This window comes from Kushneria konosiri (assembly GCF_002155145.1).
GTDB lineage: Bacteria > Pseudomonadota > Gammaproteobacteria > Pseudomonadales > Halomonadaceae > Kushneria > Kushneria konosiri.
The window spans coordinates 1834020-1852703 of the sequence record NZ_CP021323.1 but is presented as its reverse complement, the minus strand read 5'-3'; the positions used below and the strand labels follow the sequence as shown (position 1 = coordinate 1852703).

General features: G+C 61.2%; 17 protein-coding genes. 9 read left to right on the top strand and 8 right to left on the bottom strand.

Annotated features, from left to right (window positions below; genetic code table 11):
• The first annotated feature begins 26 nt into the window (after nt 1–26).
• The 4 genes from speA to nhaC all read left to right on the top strand — a co-directional run bounded on the left by speA (nt 27) and on the right by nhaC (nt 7167).
• A complete protein-coding gene (gene speA, locus B9G99_RS08605; protein WP_086621679.1) occupies nt 27–1964 on the top strand; it encodes a biosynthetic arginine decarboxylase in 1938 nt (645 codons plus the stop codon).
• Nucleotides 1965–2406: 442 nt separating this feature from the next.
• Nucleotides 2407–3978 (top strand): Re/Si-specific NAD(P)(+) transhydrogenase subunit alpha, encoded by a 1572-nt coding sequence (locus B9G99_RS08600; protein ID WP_086621678.1) that lies wholly within the window; start codon nt 2407–2409, stop codon nt 3976–3978.
• A gap of 16 nt (nt 3979–3994) precedes the next feature.
• A complete protein-coding gene (locus B9G99_RS08595; RefSeq protein ID WP_086621677.1) occupies nt 3995–5437 on the top strand; it encodes an NAD(P)(+) transhydrogenase (Re/Si-specific) subunit beta in 1443 nt (480 codons plus the stop codon).
• A gap of 167 nt (nt 5438–5604) precedes the next feature.
• Nucleotides 5605–7167, top strand: coding sequence for a Na+/H+ antiporter NhaC (nhaC, locus tag B9G99_RS08590; protein ID WP_086621676.1), 1563 nt, complete (start codon nt 5605–5607; stop codon nt 7165–7167).
• A gap of 84 nt (nt 7168–7251) precedes the next feature.
• On the opposite strand, the gene B9G99_RS08585 is transcribed toward nhaC, so the two are convergent.
• From B9G99_RS08585 to B9G99_RS08575, 4 genes are all read right to left on the bottom strand, one after another.
• A complete protein-coding gene (locus tag B9G99_RS08585; protein WP_086621675.1) occupies nt 7252–8013 on the bottom strand; it encodes an SDR family NAD(P)-dependent oxidoreductase in 762 nt (253 codons plus the stop codon).
• A gap of 50 nt (nt 8014–8063) precedes the next feature.
• Nucleotides 8064–8558, bottom strand: a complete 495-nt coding sequence (locus tag B9G99_RS17130) for a bile acid:sodium symporter (protein WP_250644827.1) — start codon at nt 8556–8558, stop codon at nt 8064–8066.
• Nucleotides 8447–9076, bottom strand: coding sequence for a bile acid:sodium symporter (locus B9G99_RS17125; RefSeq protein WP_250644826.1), 630 nt, complete (start codon nt 9074–9076; stop codon nt 8447–8449). The genes B9G99_RS17130 and B9G99_RS17125 overlap by 112 nt, the downstream gene beginning before the upstream one ends.
• A 179-nt stretch (nt 9077–9255) precedes the next feature.
• Nucleotides 9256–9486 (bottom strand): DUF3072 domain-containing protein, encoded by a 231-nt coding sequence (locus B9G99_RS08575; protein WP_086621674.1) that lies wholly within the window; start codon nt 9484–9486, stop codon nt 9256–9258.
• Nucleotides 9487–9777: 291 nt separating this feature from the next.
• On the opposite strand from B9G99_RS08575, the gene B9G99_RS08570 reads away from it, so the two are divergent.
• The 4 genes from B9G99_RS08570 (at nt 9778) to B9G99_RS08555 (ending at nt 12819) form a co-directional block, all read left to right on the top strand.
• Complete coding sequence (locus B9G99_RS08570) at nt 9778–10044, top strand: hypothetical protein (RefSeq protein WP_086621673.1); 267 nt, start codon at nt 9778–9780, stop codon at nt 10042–10044.
• 210 nt (nt 10045–10254) lie between these two features.
• The gene (locus B9G99_RS08565; protein WP_086623387.1) at nt 10255–11082 is read left to right on the top strand and encodes a cytochrome b/b6 domain-containing protein; all 828 of its coding nucleotides are present in this window, start codon (nt 10255–10257) and stop codon (nt 11080–11082) included.
• Nucleotides 11079–11861 (top strand): molybdopterin-binding protein, encoded by a 783-nt coding sequence (locus B9G99_RS08560; RefSeq protein WP_086621672.1) that lies wholly within the window; start codon nt 11079–11081, stop codon nt 11859–11861. The genes B9G99_RS08565 and B9G99_RS08560 overlap by 4 nt, the downstream gene beginning before the upstream one ends.
• Before the next feature lie 130 nt (nt 11862–11991).
• On the top strand, nt 11992–12819 hold the full coding sequence (locus tag B9G99_RS08555) for a metal ABC transporter permease (protein ID WP_148663933.1): 828 nt from the start codon (nt 11992–11994) through the stop codon (nt 12817–12819).
• Between the two features lie 54 nt (nt 12820–12873).
• Here the strand turns inward: B9G99_RS08555 and B9G99_RS08550 are convergent, their stop codons facing one another.
• Entirely contained in the window at nt 12874–13383 is a 510-nt protein-coding gene (locus B9G99_RS08550) for a metallophosphoesterase family protein (protein WP_086621670.1), read from the bottom strand.
• A gap of 99 nt (nt 13384–13482) precedes the next feature.
• Entirely contained in the window at nt 13483–13848 is a 366-nt protein-coding gene (locus B9G99_RS08545; RefSeq protein WP_148663932.1) for a hypothetical protein, read from the bottom strand.
• A 162-nt stretch (nt 13849–14010) separates the two neighbouring features.
• Between B9G99_RS08545 and B9G99_RS08540 the strand changes: the two genes are divergently transcribed.
• Entirely contained in the window at nt 14011–15831 is a 1821-nt protein-coding gene (locus tag B9G99_RS08540) for an aminopeptidase P family protein (protein ID WP_086621668.1), read from the top strand.
• An 80-nt stretch (nt 15832–15911) separates the two neighbouring features.
• Here the strand turns inward: B9G99_RS08540 and ilvD are convergent, their stop codons facing one another.
• Both ilvD and B9G99_RS08530 read right to left on the bottom strand, forming a co-directional pair.
• On the bottom strand, nt 15912–17654 hold the full coding sequence (gene ilvD / locus B9G99_RS08535) for a dihydroxy-acid dehydratase (RefSeq protein WP_086623386.1): 1743 nt from the start codon (nt 17652–17654) through the stop codon (nt 15912–15914).
• 272 nt (nt 17655–17926) lie between these two features.
• Nucleotides 17927–18589, bottom strand: coding sequence for a fumarylacetoacetate hydrolase family protein (locus B9G99_RS08530; protein WP_086623385.1), 663 nt, complete (start codon nt 18587–18589; stop codon nt 17927–17929).
• Nucleotides 18590–18684: the final 95 nt, after the last annotated feature.

The following is an 18684-nucleotide window of genomic DNA, read 5'->3' as shown; positions in this document are numbered from 1 at the left end:
CGGCCAATTCTGACCGGAGCCCGCCCATGTCCAATGATTCATCCGTAACTGACCAGGCCCACGCCCAGTCGGAGGCCCGCCGCACCTACAACATCGATCAGTGGGGCAGCGGCTATTTTGATGTCAACGAACAGGGGCTGGCCGTGGTGCGCCCGTTTGGCGACGCCGACGGCCAGAACGGACCGGCTCTGCCGCTGAAGGGGCTGGTCGGGAAACTGCAGGACGCCGGATTGCGTCTGCCGATGCTGGTACGTTTTACCGACATCCTGCACGACCGTGTCGAGCAGCTGTGTCAGGCCTTTGATCGCGCCATTGACGAGCTGGAGTACCAGGGCCGCTATACGGCCGTCTACCCCATCAAGGTCAATCAGCAGCGACGTGTCGTTGAGGAGCTTCTGGCCACCCCGGAACGCGGGCGTGGTCGTGTCGGGCTTGAAGCCGGCAGCAAGCCGGAGCTTCTGGCCGTGCTGGCACTCTCATCGGAAACCACCTCGACCATCGTCTGTAACGGCTACAAGGACCGCGAATACGTCCGACTGGCACTGATGGGCGAAAAGCTGGGTCACCGGGTCTTTCTGGTGGTCGAAAAACAGGCCGAGCTCGAACTGATTCTTGAAGAAGCCGATAACCTGGGCGTCATGCCCCGCATCGGCGTGCGCGCGCGGCTTTCCTCCGTAGGCAAGGGCAACTGGGAAAGCACCGGCGGCGACAAGTCCAAGTTTGGTCTGACGGCACGCCAGATCCAGCATGTCGTGGACCATCTGCGCAGCCATGATCGCCTCGAGGCGCTGCAGCTGGTGCATTTCCATCTGGGCTCCCAGATCGCCAATATTCGTGACATTCAGCGTGGTCTGCGCGAGTGCACCCAGTTCTACAAGAGCCTGCGCGATGTCGGCGCACCGGTCGCCGTGGTCGACGTCGGCGGCGGTCTGGGCGTGGACTATGAAGGCACCCGCTCACGCAGCTACTGCTCGACCAACTATTCGATGGCCGAGTATGCCAACAACGTGGTCGGTGCCTTTTCTCAGCTGTGCCAGAGCATGGACATTCCGCACCCGGACATCATTTCGGAATCCGGCCGGGCGCTGACCGCCCATCATGCAGTGCTGATCACCAACGTGATCGACGAGGAGCGCCATGAAGTGGCCGTTCCCGAGCGCGGTCAGCATGAGGGCGATACGCACCTCGATGTGCTGTGGCAGACCTATGACTGGCTGGCCGAGCCTGCCGAACCACGCCTGCTGGTCGAGTACTATCACGACCTCTATCAGGCCATGATCGACATTCAGGACCGCTTCGTGCTCGGCAGCGCCACGCTGGGCGTGCGCGCCGAGGGCGAAGCCCTCTACACGGCCGCCTGCAAGCGCCTGCGTGCCAAGCTCGATCGACGCAACCGTGCCCACCGCGAAATTCTCGATGAGCTGGATGAAAAGCTCGCGGACAAGCTGTTCGTCAACTTCTCGCTGTTCCAGTCCCTGCCGGACGTCTGGGGGATCGATCAGATCTTCCCGGTGCTGCCGCTGTCCAATCTTGACCAGCCGTCAACACGGCGCGGCGTGATTCAGGACATCACCTGCGACAGTGATGGCCGTATCGAGCGCTATGTCGATGGTCAGGGCGTGGAGAGCACGCTGCCGCTGCCGGAATGGAAAGCGGGCGATGAGCGCCTGCTGGGGCTGTTTCTGGTGGGCGCCTATCAGGAAATTCTGGGCGATCTGCACAATCTGTTCGGCGATACAGACTCCATCGATGTCAGCCTTGATGACCGGGGGCAATGGCAGCTGGGCACGCCGATCGTCGGCGACAGTGTGGCCAACGTGCTGCGCTACGTGAACTTTGATCCGGACCGTCTCAAGGGCCGCTTCCAGCGCCAGCTCCTGCGCAGCGATGTCTCCGGTCAGGAACGCGAGATGTTTCTCGAAGAGCTTGAAGCCGGACTCGAAGGGTACACCTACCTGGAATAGTGGCGTTCCAGGAATCGCGGGCCTTGTATCATCACGTGCGGTTTGATGCCGCACCAGCCATTTCTTCTCCCGTCCGGCCCTATGGCCCGGACGGGACGATATCCCTTCATGTGTGTCTCTTCTGGCGTAACAGCCACTCCCTTTCCCGCCGACCAACGCGCTTTCCCTGCCTGCGCGGCCGCTGGAGATTCGCGCTTTGCGACTTCGTCCGTTATCTCCTGCTCGATTTATTCGGGCAGAACGACACTCACCGTTCGATCCACGACTCCCCCTTGGTCTATTAATCAAAGGTCGAACGGCTTTTTGCCAGATGCCGTGCGAGCCTAGTCCGTTTGAGCAAGGGGGCAACGGCCATGGCAGATCATGTCCAAAGGCCCATGCCTGACAAAAGAGCCGATGATCGAGGCAAATGGCCCGCTTTTCACACCAAAGGGGAACAAGAGTGAAGATAGGCGCACCAAGGGAGAGTGCTCGGGGGGAAGCGCGTGTCGCGCTGACGCCGGAGAGCGCGACACAGATTCAGAAGCTGGGTCATACGTGTTTGATCGAAACCGGCGCAGGCGTTGCCGCCGGCTTTGACGACCAGGCCTATCGCGATGCAGGCGTCACGGTGGTCGACAGTGCTCAGGTCCTGTTTGATGACGCAGAAGTCATCATCAAGGTGCGCGAGCCCAATGATGAGGAAGCCGAGCGCCTGCACAAGGGGCAGACCTTGATCTCGTTTTTCTGGCCCGCCCAGAACGAGGCCATGCTTGAGAAGTGCCGTGACAAGGGCGCAAGCGTCATCGCCATGGACATGGTGCCGCGCATTTCGCGGGCACAGAAAATGGACGCGCTCTCCTCCATGGCCAACATCGCGGGCTACCGCGCGGTGATTGAGGCCGGCAATAACTTCGGGCGCTTCTTTACCGGTCAGGTCACCGCCGCAGGCAAGGTGCCCCCGGCGAAGGTACTGGTCATTGGCGCAGGCGTGGCCGGCCTTGCCGCCATCGGCACCGCCACAAGCCTCGGCGCCGTCGTGCGCGCCTTTGACGTACGCCCGGAAGTCTCCGAGCAGATCGAATCGATGGGCGCCGAGTTTTTGTTCCTTGATTTCGATAACGCCCAGGACGGCTCGGAAAGTGGTGGCTATGCCTCGCCCTCAAGCCCGGAGTTTCGCGAAAAGCAGCTTGAGTGCTTCCGCGAACAGGCCGCGGACGTCGATATCGTCATCACCACCGCGCTGATTCCCGGCCGTCCGGCGCCCAAGCTGTGGCTTGAGGACATGGTCGCAGCCATGAAGCCCGGCTCGGTGGTCATCGACCTTGCTGCCGAAAAAGGCGGCAACTGCGACCTGACCCGTGCCGATGAGCGCGTGGTCTCGGACAATGGTGTTGTGGTGGTCGGCTACACCGACTATCCCTCGCGCATGGCGACCCAGTCGTCGCTTTTGTATGCCACCAATATCCGCCACATGCTGACCGACCTGACGCCTGACAAGGACGGTGTCCTCCAGCACAACATGGAAGACGACGTCATCCGCGGCGCCACGGTCACTCATCAGGGCGAGATCACGTTCCCGCCGCCGCCGCCCAAGACAAAGGCCATCGGTGCCGCCAGGCCCAAGCCGAAGGAAAAGGAGCCTACGGCCGAGGAGAAAAGGGCTGCCGAGCACGCCACGTTCAAGTCCCAGACCAAACGTCAGGTCGGCATGCTGGCCGTCGGCGGTGCGCTGATGCTATTGCTCGGTGAAGTCGCGCCTGCGTCGTTCATGCAGCACTTCATTGTCTTTGTTCTGGCCTGCTTTATCGGCTTTCAGGTGATCTGGAAGGTCAGTCACTCGCTGCATACGCCGCTGATGGCGGTCACCAATGCCATCTCGGGCATCATCGTTCTGGGGGCGGTGCTGCAGATTGGCTCGGGCAGCGTGATCGTCAGCATTCTGGCGGCGATTTCAGTGCTGATTGCGACCATCAATATCGTGGGGGGCTTTCTGGTGACACGCCGAATGCTCGCCATGTTCCAAAAATCCTGAGCGGCCGAGAAACGCTATGTTGAGTCAAGGGTTCGTATCTGCCGCGGCGATCGCGGCAAGTGTTCTGTTTATTCTGTCGCTGGGTGGCCTGAGCAATCAGGAGAAGGCCAAGCGCGCCGTCTGGTACGGCATCATCGGCATGGCCGTGGCCGTGTTTTTCACCGCCTTCGGCCCGGGGATCGGCGGCTATTGGCTGATGATTCCGATGATCATCATCGGTGCCATCATTGGTACTCGACTGGCACGCCGGGTCGAGATGACCGAGATGCCACAGCTGGTGGCGGCACTGCACAGTTTTGTCGGTCTGGCCGCCGTGTTCGTGGCCTGGAGCGCCGACCTGGAGCGTCGCCGGGTGCTGGCCGCCCGCGCAGCAGATGGCGTCATGCAGGATTTCTCGGCCTTTGCAGCGCTTCTGGCGCACAAGGCGCCGGATGAGCTGATGTTTTTGCAGGTCGAAGTGGTGCTGGGCATCTTCATCGGCGCGGTGACCTTCACCGGCTCGGTGGTGGCCTTTGGGAAACTGGCCGGCAAGGTCGACGGCAAACCGCGTCAATTGCCCGGCGGGCACCTTCTCAATGCCGCTGCGGCCGTGCTCTCGCTGCTGCTGGCCATTTTTTACCTCAACGGCGCGGGCTTCTGGACGCTGCTGCTGCTGGCCGCCCTGGCGTTTTTCATCGGCTACCACCTGATCATGGGCATCGGCGGCGCCGACATGCCGGTGGTGGTGTCGATGCTCAACAGCTACTCGGGCTGGGCCGCGGCAGCCATCGGCTTTACGCTCTCCAACGACCTTCTGATCGTGACCGGCGCGCTGGTAGGCTCCTCGGGTGCCATTCTCTCCTACATCATGTGCAAGGCGATGAACCGTAACTTCGTCAACGTGATTCTGGGCGGTTTTGGTGGCAGCCAGGGTCCGGCCGCGGAGATCGAGGGCGAGCAGGTGGCGATCGATGCCAGCGGCGTGGCCAGTGCGCTCAACGATGCCGACAGCGTCATCATCGTGCCGGGTTATGGCATGGCGGTGGCCCAGGCTCAGACTGCCGTCAGCGATCTGGTGCGCAAGCTGCGCGCGGCAGGCAAGGAAGTGCGCTTTGCCATCCACCCGGTTGCCGGGCGGCTGCCGGGGCACATGAACGTGCTGCTGGCGGAGGCGAAAGTGCCCTACGACATCGTGCTGGAGATGGATGAGATCAACGATGATTTCGCCTCGACCGACGTGGTCATCGTCATCGGCTCCAACGACATCGTCAATCCGGCCGCTCAGGAAGATCCCAACAGCCCGATTGCCGGCATGCCGGTACTCAAGGTCTGGGAAGCCAAGCAGGTGTTCATTTCCAAGCGCGGTCAGGGTACCGGCTACTCCGGCATCGAAAATCCGCTGTTTTACAAGGACAACAGCCGCATGTTCTACGGCGATGCCCGTGAAAGCCTCACGGCACTGCTGCCGATGGTGGACTAGCGTAACGCTGCCCCAACCGAGAGTCGGGGCAGTGCTGCCAACCGATGGGGCGTGATCGCGGACAAACGATCGCGATTCTGGAATAATCCGCGCCCATTACGACAACAGCACCCCGTCGAGCCATCGATGGGGTGCTGTTCTTTCCGGTTGCAGCAACGAGAGACACCATGGCTTTCCTTTCCCGTCACGAGGCCGATACTTCCTCGCCACGTGCCCCCGGCATGCTGGATGCACTTTTCCCCATTGTGGCCGTCATTGTCATGCTGGCACTGAGCGTGACGCTGTTTGGCGCGGACTCCTCCAGCGGTCCGACCCAGATCGCACTGATTCTGGGGGCCATGCTGGCCGCTATCGTGGGTCTGAAAAACGGCCATCAGTGGCAGGCCATAGAAGAGGGCATCAACCGCGGCATTCATCTCTCGCTCGGGGCGATCCTGATTTTGCTGTCAGTCGGCGCCATGATCGGCACCTGGACGATGGGGGGCGTGGTGCCGACGATGATCTATTACGGACTCGAGATCCTCTCCCCTCACTACTTCTACGCCACGGCCTGTCTGCTGTGCGCGCTGGTCTCGGTGTCGGTCGGCAGCTCCTGGACGGTGGCCGGCACCATCGGCATTGGCCTGATCGGCATCGCCAACGGGCTGGGACTGTCGAGCGCGATCACGGCTGGCGCCATCATTTCCGGTGGCTATTTCGGCGACAAGATGTCGCCGCTGTCCGACACTACCAATCTGGCCCCCGCTTCGGCCGAGGCCGAGCTGTTCGCCCATATCCGCCATATGCTCTGGACCACCACGCCGAGTCTCATTCTGGCGCTGATCGCCTTTTTGATGCTGGGGCTGGGCGGCCCCGACCAGGTGGCCACGCCCGAACGCATCACCGATATTCAGCAGACCCTGAGCGACCACTTCACCATCAGCGCCTGGCTACTTCTGCCGCTGCTGGCGCTTTTGGTCATGGCCTGGAAACAGATGCCGGCGTTTCCGACCATCTTTATCGGCGCCATGCTGGGGGTACTGTTTGCCCTGATCTTTCAGCGCGACGCCGTGATCGGGCTGGCCGACACGCCTTCGCTGGCAAATGCCATGGCCCTTTTGAAGGGCAGCTGGATTGCGCTCTACGACGGCTACAGCGCCCATACGGGCAACGAGGCAATCGATGCGCTACTCACCAACGGTGGCATGGACAGCATGCTGACCACGGTCTGGCTGATCCTGTCGGCCATGACCTTTGGCGGCGTCATTGAACGTCTGGGGCTTTTGGAGCGCGCAGTCAGCGGTCTTCTGCGCGTGGCGCGCAGCACCTCGTCCCTGATCATCTCGACGCTGGCCACAGGGCTTGCCACCAACATCGTGACCGGCGATCAGTATCTTTCCGTGGTGCTGCCCGGGCGTATCTACAAGGCCGAGTTTCAGCGTCGCCGGCTCAAGCCGGTCAATCTGTCGCGGGCGCTGGAGGACTCCGGCACAATCACCTCACCGCTGATCCCGTGGAACAGCTGCGGCGCCTACATGGCGGCAACGCTGGGGGTGGCCACGCTGAGCTATGCGCCCTTCGCCTTTTTCAATCTGATCAATTTGGGGATTGCCGTGCTCTATGCCCTGGTCGGCTTTCGCGTCACGCGCATGAGCGAGGATGATCAGCCTGCCAGTGAAGCCGAGCTGCCTACGCTCTCCGATGGACAGATCATTGACGATCAATACGAGGCTGGTACCGGACGCGCCTGACCCTTTCAGGGCACATCAAGACCCGCCTGATCATGACAACGCCGACCCATGGGTCGGCGTTGTTCATTGCTCACACAGACGCGATTACTCGTCGCGATCAACCGCCATACCGGCCCAGACCTGACGCACCGGCTGGATTTCAAGAAAGTTGATATTGAGATGCGCCGGAAGTGTGGCGACATAAAACATCTGCTCGGCGATGTCTTCGGCTGACATCGGCGTGGTGTTGCCATAGAGCTGGTCGGAGGCCGCCTGATCGCCCTTGGTACGCACCAGCGTGAATTCGGTTTCGGCCATGCCGGGGGCGATATCGGTCACACGCACGCCGGTGCCATGAAGGTCACAGCGCAGGTTGTAGCTGAACTGCTCGACAAAGGCCTTGGTGGCGCCATAGACGTGACTGCCCTTGTAGGGCCACTTGCCGGCGGTGGAGCCGATATTGACGATGCTGGTACCGGCACCGAGCTTGATCAGGGTCGGCAGCAGCGCGTGAGTGACGTTCACCAGCCCCTTCACGTTGGTATCGATCATGGTATGCCAGTCTTCCAGTGCCGCGTCCTGAGCGGGCTCCGGGGCCAGTGCGAGACCGGCGTTATTAAGCAGCACATGCACAGAAGCAAAGTCCTGCGGCAGCTCATCGACGGCCCTTTTCACCGCCGCCTCATCGCGCACGTCCAGCTCGACGACATGAACGGCCACCTTGCCGGAGAGCTCCTGCTCCAGCTCTTCCAGACGTTCGCGACGACGCCCGGTCAGCACCAGCGACCAGCCGGCCTCGGCAAAGCGGCGGGCCGCGGCGCGGCCAAACCCTGAGGTGGCACCGGTAATGAAAACGGTTTTATTCACGTGCTTTCTCCTGAATCGAGGGTCAATGAAACGGTCTCAAACGCCACGGCTCAAGCGCTCGACGACGCGGTTCGAGTCTCGGCGGTCGCCGCCGCCCGACGCGTCGCATAGCGCCGCGCCAGCATGGCACACACAAACAGCTGAATCTGGTGGAACAGCATCAAGGGTAGCAGCGCACTGCCGACCTGTGCGGCGGGGAAGAGCACGTTGGCCATGGGCACGCCCGAAGCCAGCGTCTTTTTGGAACCACAAAAGACGATGGCGACCTCATCTTCACGTGAAAAGCCCATCAACCGGCTGACGGTACGGGTCACCATAAGCACCACCGCCAGCAGCACGCCGTCCACCACGATCATGGTCGCGATACTGACCCCATCGACCTGTTGCCAAAGGCCGCCCACGATCGCTTCGCTGAAGGCCAGATAAACCACCATCAGAATCGAGCCGCGATCCACGATGGCCAGTGGCGCCTTGTGCTCGCGAATCCACTTCCCGATCCAGGGTTGCAGGAGCTGGCCCAGTAAAAACGGGGCCAGCAGCTGCATGAGAATATTACCGATGGCCCCAGCGATGGCCCGGCGCCGCCATCGGCATTGACGCTCAACACCAGCCCGAGAAGGATCGGGGTAATGAACATGCCCAGAATGTTGGACGCTGTGGCGGAACAGATCGCGGCCGCCACGTTGCCGCCGCCGATCGAGGTAAAGGCGATCGAGGACTGCACGGTCGAGGGCAGCACACACAAAAACAGGATGCCGGTATACAGCGCCGGGGACAGCAGTGTCGGGGGCAGCAGCCCGATGATCAGTCCGAGTATCGGAAAGAGCGCAAAGGTGGTCAGAAAGATCACCAGATGCAGACGCCAGTGGGCCATGCCCTTCACAACGGTTCTGGGCGACAGCCGCGCACCATGGAGGAAAAACAGCATGCCAATGGCAATGGTGGTGGCGATGGAAAACCACTCGGCATAGCGCCCCGATATCGGCAGCAGCGAAGCCAGCACCACGGTGCAGACAAGGTATAGAAGGAACCTGTCAATATTGAGACGGGCAAGTAGAGACACGGCAGACTCGGGGTTCAGGCATTCTGGAAGGATGGATCAGCCGGGTTCTGGCCCGACCCTTTATAGATCATACGCCAGCACTACGACTTTGGCACGAGCCGGCCATCACGCCAGGCCAGACATGGAAAAAGCGCCCTTGAGCGCTTTTGTTCCTCAATGCCATTCGCTCGACAACCGGCTCAGTGATCCTCACCGCGTCCGGTCTTGTGCTGCAGGTCGTCAATCATTTTCGAGGCATCGGCCTTGTTGAGTGAGTCATCAAACTCGACACCGGCTTCCTCGCACAGTGTGCGCAGATAGGAGGCCTGGGCACCGGTCATGCTTTCATCGCCGGTGGCCCAGTCATTGGGGTCCTTTTCAAGATTGCTGGCCTGTTCGTTATGGCTGGGGTCTTCCGTGCGGTTCGTCATGTGGTTCTCTCCGTGAACGCCTTTTGAATACTGGATAAAAATATAGCTTATGATGCGTTGAATGCACGCCCCTTGTAGCCATCTGCCCCTTCCAGCGCCACCGGCCTGAAAGATCGGTGACTTATGGTGCGATGAAATTGGTAAAGAGATTTGACTAATGACGCATTGCATCGATAGCAACTCATGTTATGGCGCGGGCGTGCAATGAGTGCTTGGATGAGAGATAACCAGTGTTGCCAATGAAGGCGACATGGTCTGCAAAACCCGAAACACGTTTCAAGGAGTAGCACCATGGAAGGTATTGTCAGCAACTATCGCAATATTGTGCGCGAAGGCGGCTACACCCTGACTTCCGAGCAGGCACCGCCACGGGATACGCCGCTGGAGTGTATCTATATCGACAATGACAGCCAGTCCATTCGCACGACCAGTGCCCGACTGGGCCAGTCAAAGAGTCAGACGTGGTGCACCGAGTGCGGCGTTACCGAAGCCCTGATCAGCGGTTCGTCTTCCTTCATTTCTTCCGTGGCCTGGCGCGCCGGCGGCCCTGGCCAGTAACCTCCTGACGACGCTCGCTTCGGCGAGCGTCACGCCCCGTGTACGCCTCCTTCATGACCTGCTCTCCACGCCGCCGGCTGCCAGTGCAGATGGCCAGTGCCAGTACAGTGCTCGCGGCCTGGCCGGTGATGCTGCAACTCGGTTGACTGGCGAACAATGCCGGTCTCGACCCATACTTCAGCCTCCTCCCTGTTTCTGCAGGACATCAACATGTCCCAACATGCATCGGATCAAAATGGTACACGCCGTCTGCGTCATCGCCTGCCGGTGCGCGCATGGCACTGGATCAACCTGTGGTGTCTGATCGTTTTACTGTTAAGCGGCTTTCAGATCTTTAATGCCCACCCCGCGCTGTACTGGGGCAGTGCGTCCAACTTTGATGCGCCCTGGCTTGAGATGTACGCCATGCGTGGCGCCGATGGCAGCGTCCACGGCATTACAGCGCTTGGCCCCTGGCAATTCACGACGACCGGATTTCTGGGCTATTCAGACGAGAGCGTGCGCGGCTTTCCTGCCTGGGCGACACTGCCCAGCTATCAGTTCTTGAGCATGGGCCGGATATGGCATTTTTTCTTTGCCTGGCTTTTTGCCATCAGCGGTGCGCTTTTTGCCCTTTACGCGCTGTTCAGCGGTCATTTTCGTCGCAATTTCTGGCTCGGCACCCGCGACTGGCGTGGGCTCGGGCGAGATATCCTCGAGCATGTGAAGCTGCGTTTTAACGCTCACTCAGGCAAATACAACAGCCTGCAGAAACTGAGCTATCTGAGCGTGGTCTTTTTGGCACTGCCTCTGATGATCGTGACGGGTCTTTGCATGTCCCCCACCATCAATGCCGCCGCTCCCTGGCTTCTGGACCTGTTCGGTGGCCGTCAGAGCGCCCGCTCGATTCATTTCATCACGGCCTTCTCGCTGGTGCTCTTCGCCGTGGTCCATGTGGTCATGGTGCTGCTATCGAATCCGCTGCGTCAGCTGCGCGGCATGATTACCGGGCGTGTCCCACGAAGCCCTTCGTCTTCCGATCAGGAGTCATCCTCATGAGCCGTCGACCGCCCACAGGTACTTCCCTGACCCGTCGAGCCCTGCTGCAGCGTACGCTGCTGGGTGCCGCAGCTCTGGGGCTTACCGGCTGCGACCGGCTGTCGGAAAACGAGTCCGTAGTGCGACTGCTGGGCAGCGCCGAGACCCTCAACCTCAGGGCACAGCGTCTGCTGGCCGGACGAGAGTCGCTGGCCGTTGAGTATCCGGCCTCGATGATCTCACCGGTCTTTCGACCCAACGGGACAGTGGATCCGCAAACGGCACTGTACCGACAGCTGGCGACCAACAACTTCGCGGACTGGCGGCTTACGGTCGGCGGTCTGGTACAAACGCCGCTGGAGCTCTCGCTGGACACGCTTAGAGCCCTGCCCTCGCGCACCCAGATTACCCGCCACGATTGCGTGGAGGGCTGGAGCGCCATCGGACAGTGGACCGGGCCGGTGCTGGGCGACATTCTGGAGCAGGCCGGCGTGCACCGCTCGGCCCGCTACGTGGTGTTTCACTGCATGGACCAGCTCGATGGCGCACACGATTATTATGAAAGCATTGATATGGTCGAGGCCTTTCACCCACAGACCCTGTTGGCCCACTCCCTCAACGGGGAACCGCTTCCGGTCGGCAACGGCGCCCCCCTGCGTCTGCGCGTGGAGCGACAGCTCGGCTACAAGATGGCCAAGTATCTCAAGGGCATCACTCTGGTCGAGCATTTCGATGACATCCAGGGCGGCAAGGGGGGCTACTGGGAAGATCGCGGCTATACCTGGTATGCCGGCATCTAGCCTACGGCTTTGGTCGTGTATGACCCGTCACTGTTTGACAAAAACAGTGGCCAGGCTGAACTGAACACCAGCCGGGAACAATGGTACCTCGCCACTGCGACCGATTTTTATCCGATTCAGGAGATGCTTGATGATCCTACGTAACATGGCTCGCCCGACCCTGCTTGCCTCGGCCGTTTCGCTGGTCTGCGCCCTTTCTGCCGGCGCCGCCATGGCCGCTGATGGTCAGAGCGACATACCCAAACATCTGCGTGGCACCATTACCGCCGTCAGCGATCACGGTTTCAGCGTCGAATCGACCAGCGATGGCAAGACCCATGACGTCAGCATCAGCGATGACACCCGTCTGGCTGGCGTAACGCCTTCAAGCCTTGATGCCATTCAGGAAGGTACCTTTATCGGCACCGCCAACGCGCCCGGGGCCGACGGCCAGCCCTCAAAGGCGCTGGAGGTAGTGGTCTTTCCGGAATCCATGAAAGGCACCGGTGAGGGTGACTACCCATGGGATACCCCGCGCGGCCATGACCAGAGCGGTTCATCAGGTGGCAAGATGGGTGGCTCCGGTGGTGGCTCGACCATGACCAATGGCACCGTCAGCCAGACCGACAGCGGCAAGATGGGTGGGGCCGGTGGCGGCTCGACCATGACCAACGGCACCGTCAGCCAGGCCGACAGCGGCAAGATGGGCGGCACTGGTGGCGGCTCCACCATGACCAACGGTACCGTCAACCAGTCCGATAGCGGTGACAAGGGCATGATGACGCTGACCGTCGATTATGGCGACGGCAAAAAGCAGATCATGGTGCCGCGAGATGTACCGGTCGTGGCCGTTCAGAAGGCCACCATGGATGACATCAAGAAGGGAGAAGCCGTCTTTGTCGCCGGTGACCTGTCCGCCTCCCCCGTACCGGCAAAGGTCGTGATTGTAGGGCTTGATGGCACCGTACCGCCCATGTAAGACAATTCCTGCTCTGATGCCCGGCCATCGCCGGGCATCAATCCTTTACGGGTATCACTCCCTTAGAAGATGCATGACGCCACTGCACAGCCTGTCCTTGCCAACCCACAATCGACCGGCCGTGATGGGCAACCTGAACCGCCGCTTGCCGGCGCTGCCGGGATTGAAATAAAGCCGTCGAACGCCTGTCCCGTCATCGACCCACTGCTGCCGCGGCTTGTGGGAATGGCCATGCAGTACCGCATCCCAGCCCGTGTCGGTATCGACATCAGCGATGTCATGCACCAGATGCAGCCGCCAGCCATTGACCACGATATCGCGCCGCATCGGCAGTGCCTCGCACCATGCCTCCCGATCTACATTGCCTCGTATGGCAATCAGCGGTGCCTGTTCGGCCAGTTGCTGGAGAATCTCCGGATGACCGACATCGCCCAGATGCAGAATCAGCGCGCAGCCCTTGAGCGTCTCCAGAGCCTCATCGCGCAGCAGGCCGTGTGTATCGCTGATGACACCGACAGGGGTATCGATGGTAAAGACGGCGCGCTCGCACAATGGCAGCGTCATGCTCTCCTCCTGAATATGCGCTTCTGACAGCAAAAAGGCCCCAACGGGGGCCTTTTACATGACGGACTCAAGCGTTGAATGGCTCAAGCATTAAATGGCTCAGCGTGTGGAACCGGCCGGCGTGCCTGCTTTCTGATACTCCTTGTAGGTCACGTTGCCCTGTTCGTCCACGTTGCAGCTGATGTTATAGATGGTCGTGCCGTGTCCCAGAAGATTGATGTGCAAAAGCAGTTCTTCACCCTGCTCATAGTCACCCGCATTTTGCTGCTCCATCAGCAGCTTCGTGCTTTCAAAGTCATCACCATCCTTGCTGGCCAGTGCAGCATCATGGCACTGCATGACCAGCTCGCGCTCGGCCTGGGGCACGTCGGCAGACTCTTCAACTTCGGCCTGTGCCATCTGGCTGACACCCGTCATCGCAAGTGCCATCGCACCGGCGCACCATATACCCTTGGCTACTTTCATGATTCATCCCTGACGTTTGGCTTCCTGTTGAGTGTAGAAACTCTTGTCGCAACTTACCCGAAATTGCTGCGAAGCCGTCATACTCATGATATTGATCAGACCCATCCGCCAGCTGCTGGCCCATGGCCGCACCGCTGCATCAGGCCCTTCGGAGACATTGCCATGACCGCTCCAGTCGATACCCCTTCACAGCGCATCGACGCCCTGCGCCAGACCATGACAGCCTCCGGCATCGATGCCTGGCTGGTGCCCTCCTCCGACCCGCATCTGTCGGAATATTTACCCGGACACTGGCAGGGGCGCGAATGGCTGACCGGCTTTACCGGCTCGGTGGGCACACTGCTGGTCACCCATAACTTTGCCGGACTCTGGGTCGACAGTCGCTACTGGGTACAGGCCGACAAGGAGCTCGCCGGCAGCGGTATCGAGATGATGAAGGTGGCCCAGGGGCAACAGATTCTGGCGCCGATCGAGTGGCTCGACGTCAACCGCTCCGGGCCGCTGACGCTGGGCCTTGATGGCGCCGTACTGCCGCTGGCAGCCCACCGCGCCTTCAAGACACGCCTGGGTGAGCGTGTAACAATCAAAAGCACCCGCGACCTGCTCGAGGATATCTGGACCGACCGGCCGGCTCTGCCGTCGCTGCCGATCACGGCACATGAGGCGACCCATGCCGGACAGTCCCGCGCCGAGCGGCTGACCCGGCTTTATCAGGCCATGAACGAGGCCAATGCCGATACGCATCTGATCTCGACGCTGGATGACATTGCCTGGCTGTTCAACCTGCGCGGCAGCGACGTGGACTACAACCCGGTCTTTCTGTCCCACGCCCTGGTGGATGCCCACCATACCCGGCTCTTTATTGATCGGGACAAGGTGTCGGACACGCTTTACGAGGCACTGGCCGACGATGGCGTTGTGCTGCATGACTATGCCGATATCCGGGATCATCTGGCCCGTCTGCCTGAAGCCACGCGGCTTCTGATCGACCCGGCCCGGGTCACGCTCGGGCTGATTCAGGCCCTGCCGGCGCACGTCACACTGGTGGAATCCTTTCAGCCGACAACGCTTGCCAAGGCCTGCAAAAGTGCCTCGGAGATCGATCACGTCCATGCAGCCATGGCTCGCGATGGTGCCGCCCTGTGCCGGTTTCTCTGCTGGCTTGACGAGGCGCTGGCCAGTGGCGAGGTCATCTCGGAAATCACCATCGATGCCCGCCTGACGGCCGAGCGCACGCGGGAGAAGCACTTTATCTCGCGCAGTTTCCCCACCATTGCCGGCTTTAATGCCAATGGCGCCCTGCCGCACTACCGCGCCACCGAAACAGCGCATGCCAGCATCGAGGGGCAGGGGCTGCTTCTGATCGACTCCGGGGCTCAGTATCTCGATGGCACCACCGACATTACCCGGGTCATTCCAATCGGCGAACCCGACGCTGCCCAGAAGGCCGATTACACCCGCGTGCTCAAGGGCATGATGGCGCTGTCGCGTACCCGTTTTCCGGAAGGCATCGAAGCCCCGCGGCTGGACGCCATCGCCCGCGCACCGCTCTGGGAGGTGGGCCTTGATTACGGCCACGGCACCGGCCACGGGGTGGGCTATTTTCTCAACGTCCATGAAGGCCCGCAGGTGATCTCCCGCGGGGCGCAGCCCACACCGCAGACCGCCATGCGGGAAGGCATGATCACCTCGATCGAGCCGGGGCTTTACCGCCCGAATCGATGGGGCATTCGCATCGAGAATCTGGTCGCCAATCGCCGGGTCACCGACAACATCGACGCCGATGCCGAGGCCTTTCTCGAGTTTGAAACGCTCACCCTGTGCCCCATCGATACCCGCCTGATCGAGTCTTCACTGCTGCATGAGGATGAAATCACCTGGCTGGATGACTATCACCGTACGGTATTTGAGCGCCTGGCCCCCCTGCTGGATGAAGACACTCGCCTCTGGCTTGCCGAGAAGACACAGCCGCTGGCCGGATAAGTCCTGCAAGGCCGCATAAAAAACGCCCCGGCCATGGCCGGGGCGTTTTTTGACAAAACCAGCGCAAGGATCAGGTCAGATCACAGCGCATCGGTGTCATCCGGCAAGTCGGTAATGGCACCCAGCGATGCCGAGCTGACCATGCGCGCGTACTTGGCCATCGCGCCGCGGGTATAGCGCGGTTTCGGACGCTGCCAGGCGTCACGGCGGCGCTGCATTTCGGCCTCATCGATGTGCAGGGTCATGACGTCATTTTCGGCATCGATGGTGATCTGATCGCCGTCTTCTACCAGCGCAATCGGCCCGCCGTTGAAGGCTTCAGGCGTGATGTGGCCGACCACGAAACCGTGACTGCCGCCGGAGAAGCGACCATCGGTAATCAGGGCGACCTTGTCCCCCAGACCACGTCCCATGATGGCCGAGGTCGGCGTGAGCATCTCGCGCATGCCCGGACCGCCACGCGGACCTTCGTAGCGAATCACCAGCACGTCACCGGCGACCACGGTCAGGTCGTTGATGCGCGCCTGAGCTTCCTCTTCGGAGTTGAACACGCGCGCCTTGCCGGTAAAGCGGGTGCCTTCCTTGCCGGTGATCTTGGCCACCGACCCCTCCGGCGCCAGATTGCCGTAGAGAATGCGCAGGTGACTGGAGGCCTTGATGGGGTTGTCCAGCGGCTTGATGATTTCCTGACCTTCCGGATAGGGCGCAACGTCTGCCAGGTTTTCAGCCAGCGTCTGACCGGTGACGGTCAGGCAGTCGCCGTGCAGCAGTCCGGCATCGAGCAGGATCTTCATCAGCGGCTGAATACCGCCGATGGCGACCAGCTCGCTCATCATGTAGTGACCGCTGGGGCGCAGATCCGCCACCACCGGTACGCGCTTGCCGATCTCGGTGAAATCATCGAGGGTCAGTTCAACGCCAATGGTGTTGGCAATCGCGATCAGGTGCAGCACCGCATTGGTGGAACCGCCCAGGCTGATGACCAAGGTAATGGCGTTTTCAAACGCCTTGCGGGTCATGATGTCAGACGGCTTGATGTCGAGTTCGAGCAGCTTGAGCACGGCAGCGCCCGCGGCGCGGCTGTCGTCCTGCTTGGTCTGGGACACGGCGTTCTGCGCCGAGGAGTTGGGCAGACTCATGCCCAGTGCCTCGATGGCAGAGGCCATGGTGTTGGCGGTGTACATGCCGCCGCACGAGCCCGGTCCGGGAATCGCGGTCTCCTCGATGCGCTTGACGTCAATGAGATCCATGTTGCCCTGGGAGTGGGCGCCCATCGCCTCAAAGACCGAAACGATGTCGGTGTGGCCTTCACCCGGCAGGATGGTACCGCCGTAAACGAAGATGCCGGGGCGGTCGAGACGCGCCAGTCCCATCATGCAGCCGGGCATGTTCTTGTCACAGCCGCCGATGGCGACCACGCCGTCAAAGCCCTCGCAGCCGGCGACGGTCTCGATGGAGTCGGCAATGACCTCACGCGAGATCATCGAGTACTTCATGCCCTCGGTGCCGTTGGCGATGCCGTCACTGATGGTGATGGTGTTGAACACCACGCCCTTGCCGCCGGCCTCGTCAGCGCCATCACTGGCGGCGTCGGCCAGCACGTTGATGTGGCTGTTGCACGGAGTGACACGACTCCAGGTCGAAGCGATCCCGACCTGCGGCTTGGTGAAATCCTCATCACTGAACCCCACGGCGCGCAGCATGGCGCGGCTGGCCGCCTTGCCGGGGCCATCGACCACCGGAGAGGAGTGGCGGCGGGTATGGCTGCGGTCATTGGCAAGCGGTGCGGTAGAGGGGCTATCCGGCCGGTCTTCCTGGCTCATGATCTGATCACTTTTGATGGTAATGAATACGAACAGGTCCCGGACATCCCGCAGGGGCACAATGCCCGGGACCAACGAAAGCGCTGTCGATGGTGCCTGCCCGAGACGGCAGGAACGCCCGCTTCAGGGCAGCGCGGACATCGACAGAAAAGTGCCGCCCCACCGTTCCCGGATCCTCGGGAGCGGGCGACACTCACTGCGCGGATAGCGCGACCGGGTGTCAGGCCCGGCACAGGATATCGAGTATACGCCCAGCACGGTTCAGCGTGAAATCAGCTGCGAGCAGCGATGTCGAGATAGCCGTCCAGGGTGAGCGCCAGGCGCGCCCCTTCCGGCAGCGCACCGACCCCTTCGGGCGTGCCGGTCAGGATTACATCCCCGGGCTCGAGCGTAAACGAATGCGACATGTCTGCCAGAAGCTCGGCCGCCTTGAACAGCATCAGCGCAGTGTGGCCCGTCTGTCGGCGCTCGCCATCGATGGTCAGGCTGAAACGCAGATCATCAAGATCCATGTGTTCGGGGTCAAAGGGCACGAAGTCACTGAGCGGACAGGCGCCATCAAATCCCTTGGCCCGCTCCCAGGGGTGCCCCTTGTCCTTGAGTCGTGACTGGACATCGCGCAGGGTCAGATCCAGCGCCAGCCCAACACCTGCAATGGCCTCCAGCACCTTCTCCGGTCGTGCCCGGCACAGGCGCTGACTGACCAGCAGGGCCACCTCGGTTTCAAAATGGACTTCCCCCAGATGGCGCGGCACCCGGATGCGCTCGCGCATGGACGTGGCGCTGGTGGCCGGTTTGATAAACAAAAGCGGTGCGGTGGGGACATCATTGTTGAGCTCTCTGGCGTGGGCGGCGTAGTTGCGTCCCACACAGACAATCTTGCCCAGAGGCGCGTCGAACGTGCGTCTATCAGTGAAGACGGGCTGAAAGGCCATGGCCTGTTCCTCTTGAAGATCCATGCGTTTTTATTGATTCAATGTACGTCTTATCACGACCATCACAAGCCTGCCGCCATAAAAAAGCGGCAGGG

Bases quoted from the DNA above. Each gene is read 5' to 3' on its own strand.
- B9G99_RS08540 (WP_086621668.1), top strand. From the start codon at position 14,011: ATGACCGCTCCAGTCGATACCCCTTCACAGCGCATCGACGCCCTGCGC.
- B9G99_RS08560 (WP_086621672.1), top strand. From the start codon at position 11,079: ATGAGCCGTCGACCGCCCACAGGTACTTCCCTGACCCGTCGAGCCCTG.
- speA (WP_086621679.1), top strand. From the start codon at position 27: ATGTCCAATGATTCATCCGTAACTGACCAGGCCCACGCCCAGTCGGAG.
- B9G99_RS08545 (WP_148663932.1), bottom strand. From the start codon at position 13,848: ATGAAAGTAGCCAAGGGTATATGGTGCGCCGGTGCGATGGCACTTGCG.
- B9G99_RS17130 (WP_250644827.1), bottom strand. From the start codon at position 8,558: ATGCAGCTGCTGGCCCCGTTTTTACTGGGCCAGCTCCTGCAACCCTGG.
- B9G99_RS08575 (WP_086621674.1), bottom strand. From the start codon at position 9,486: ATGACGAACCGCACGGAAGACCCCAGCCATAACGAACAGGCCAGCAAT.
- B9G99_RS08565 (WP_086623387.1), top strand. From the start codon at position 10,255: ATGTCCCAACATGCATCGGATCAAAATGGTACACGCCGTCTGCGTCAT.
- B9G99_RS08550 (WP_086621670.1), bottom strand. From the start codon at position 13,383: ATGACGCTGCCATTGTGCGAGCGCGCCGTCTTTACCATCGATACCCCT.
- B9G99_RS08555 (WP_148663933.1), top strand. From the start codon at position 11,992: ATGATCCTACGTAACATGGCTCGCCCGACCCTGCTTGCCTCGGCCGTT.
- nhaC (WP_086621676.1), top strand. From the start codon at position 5,605: ATGGCTTTCCTTTCCCGTCACGAGGCCGATACTTCCTCGCCACGTGCC.
- B9G99_RS08570 (WP_086621673.1), top strand. From the start codon at position 9,778: ATGGAAGGTATTGTCAGCAACTATCGCAATATTGTGCGCGAAGGCGGC.
- ilvD (WP_086623386.1), bottom strand. From the start codon at position 17,654: ATGAGCCAGGAAGACCGGCCGGATAGCCCCTCTACCGCACCGCTTGCC.
- B9G99_RS08530 (WP_086623385.1), bottom strand. From the start codon at position 18,589: ATGGCCTTTCAGCCCGTCTTCACTGATAGACGCACGTTCGACGCGCCT.
- B9G99_RS08595 (WP_086621677.1), top strand. From the start codon at position 3,995: ATGTTGAGTCAAGGGTTCGTATCTGCCGCGGCGATCGCGGCAAGTGTT.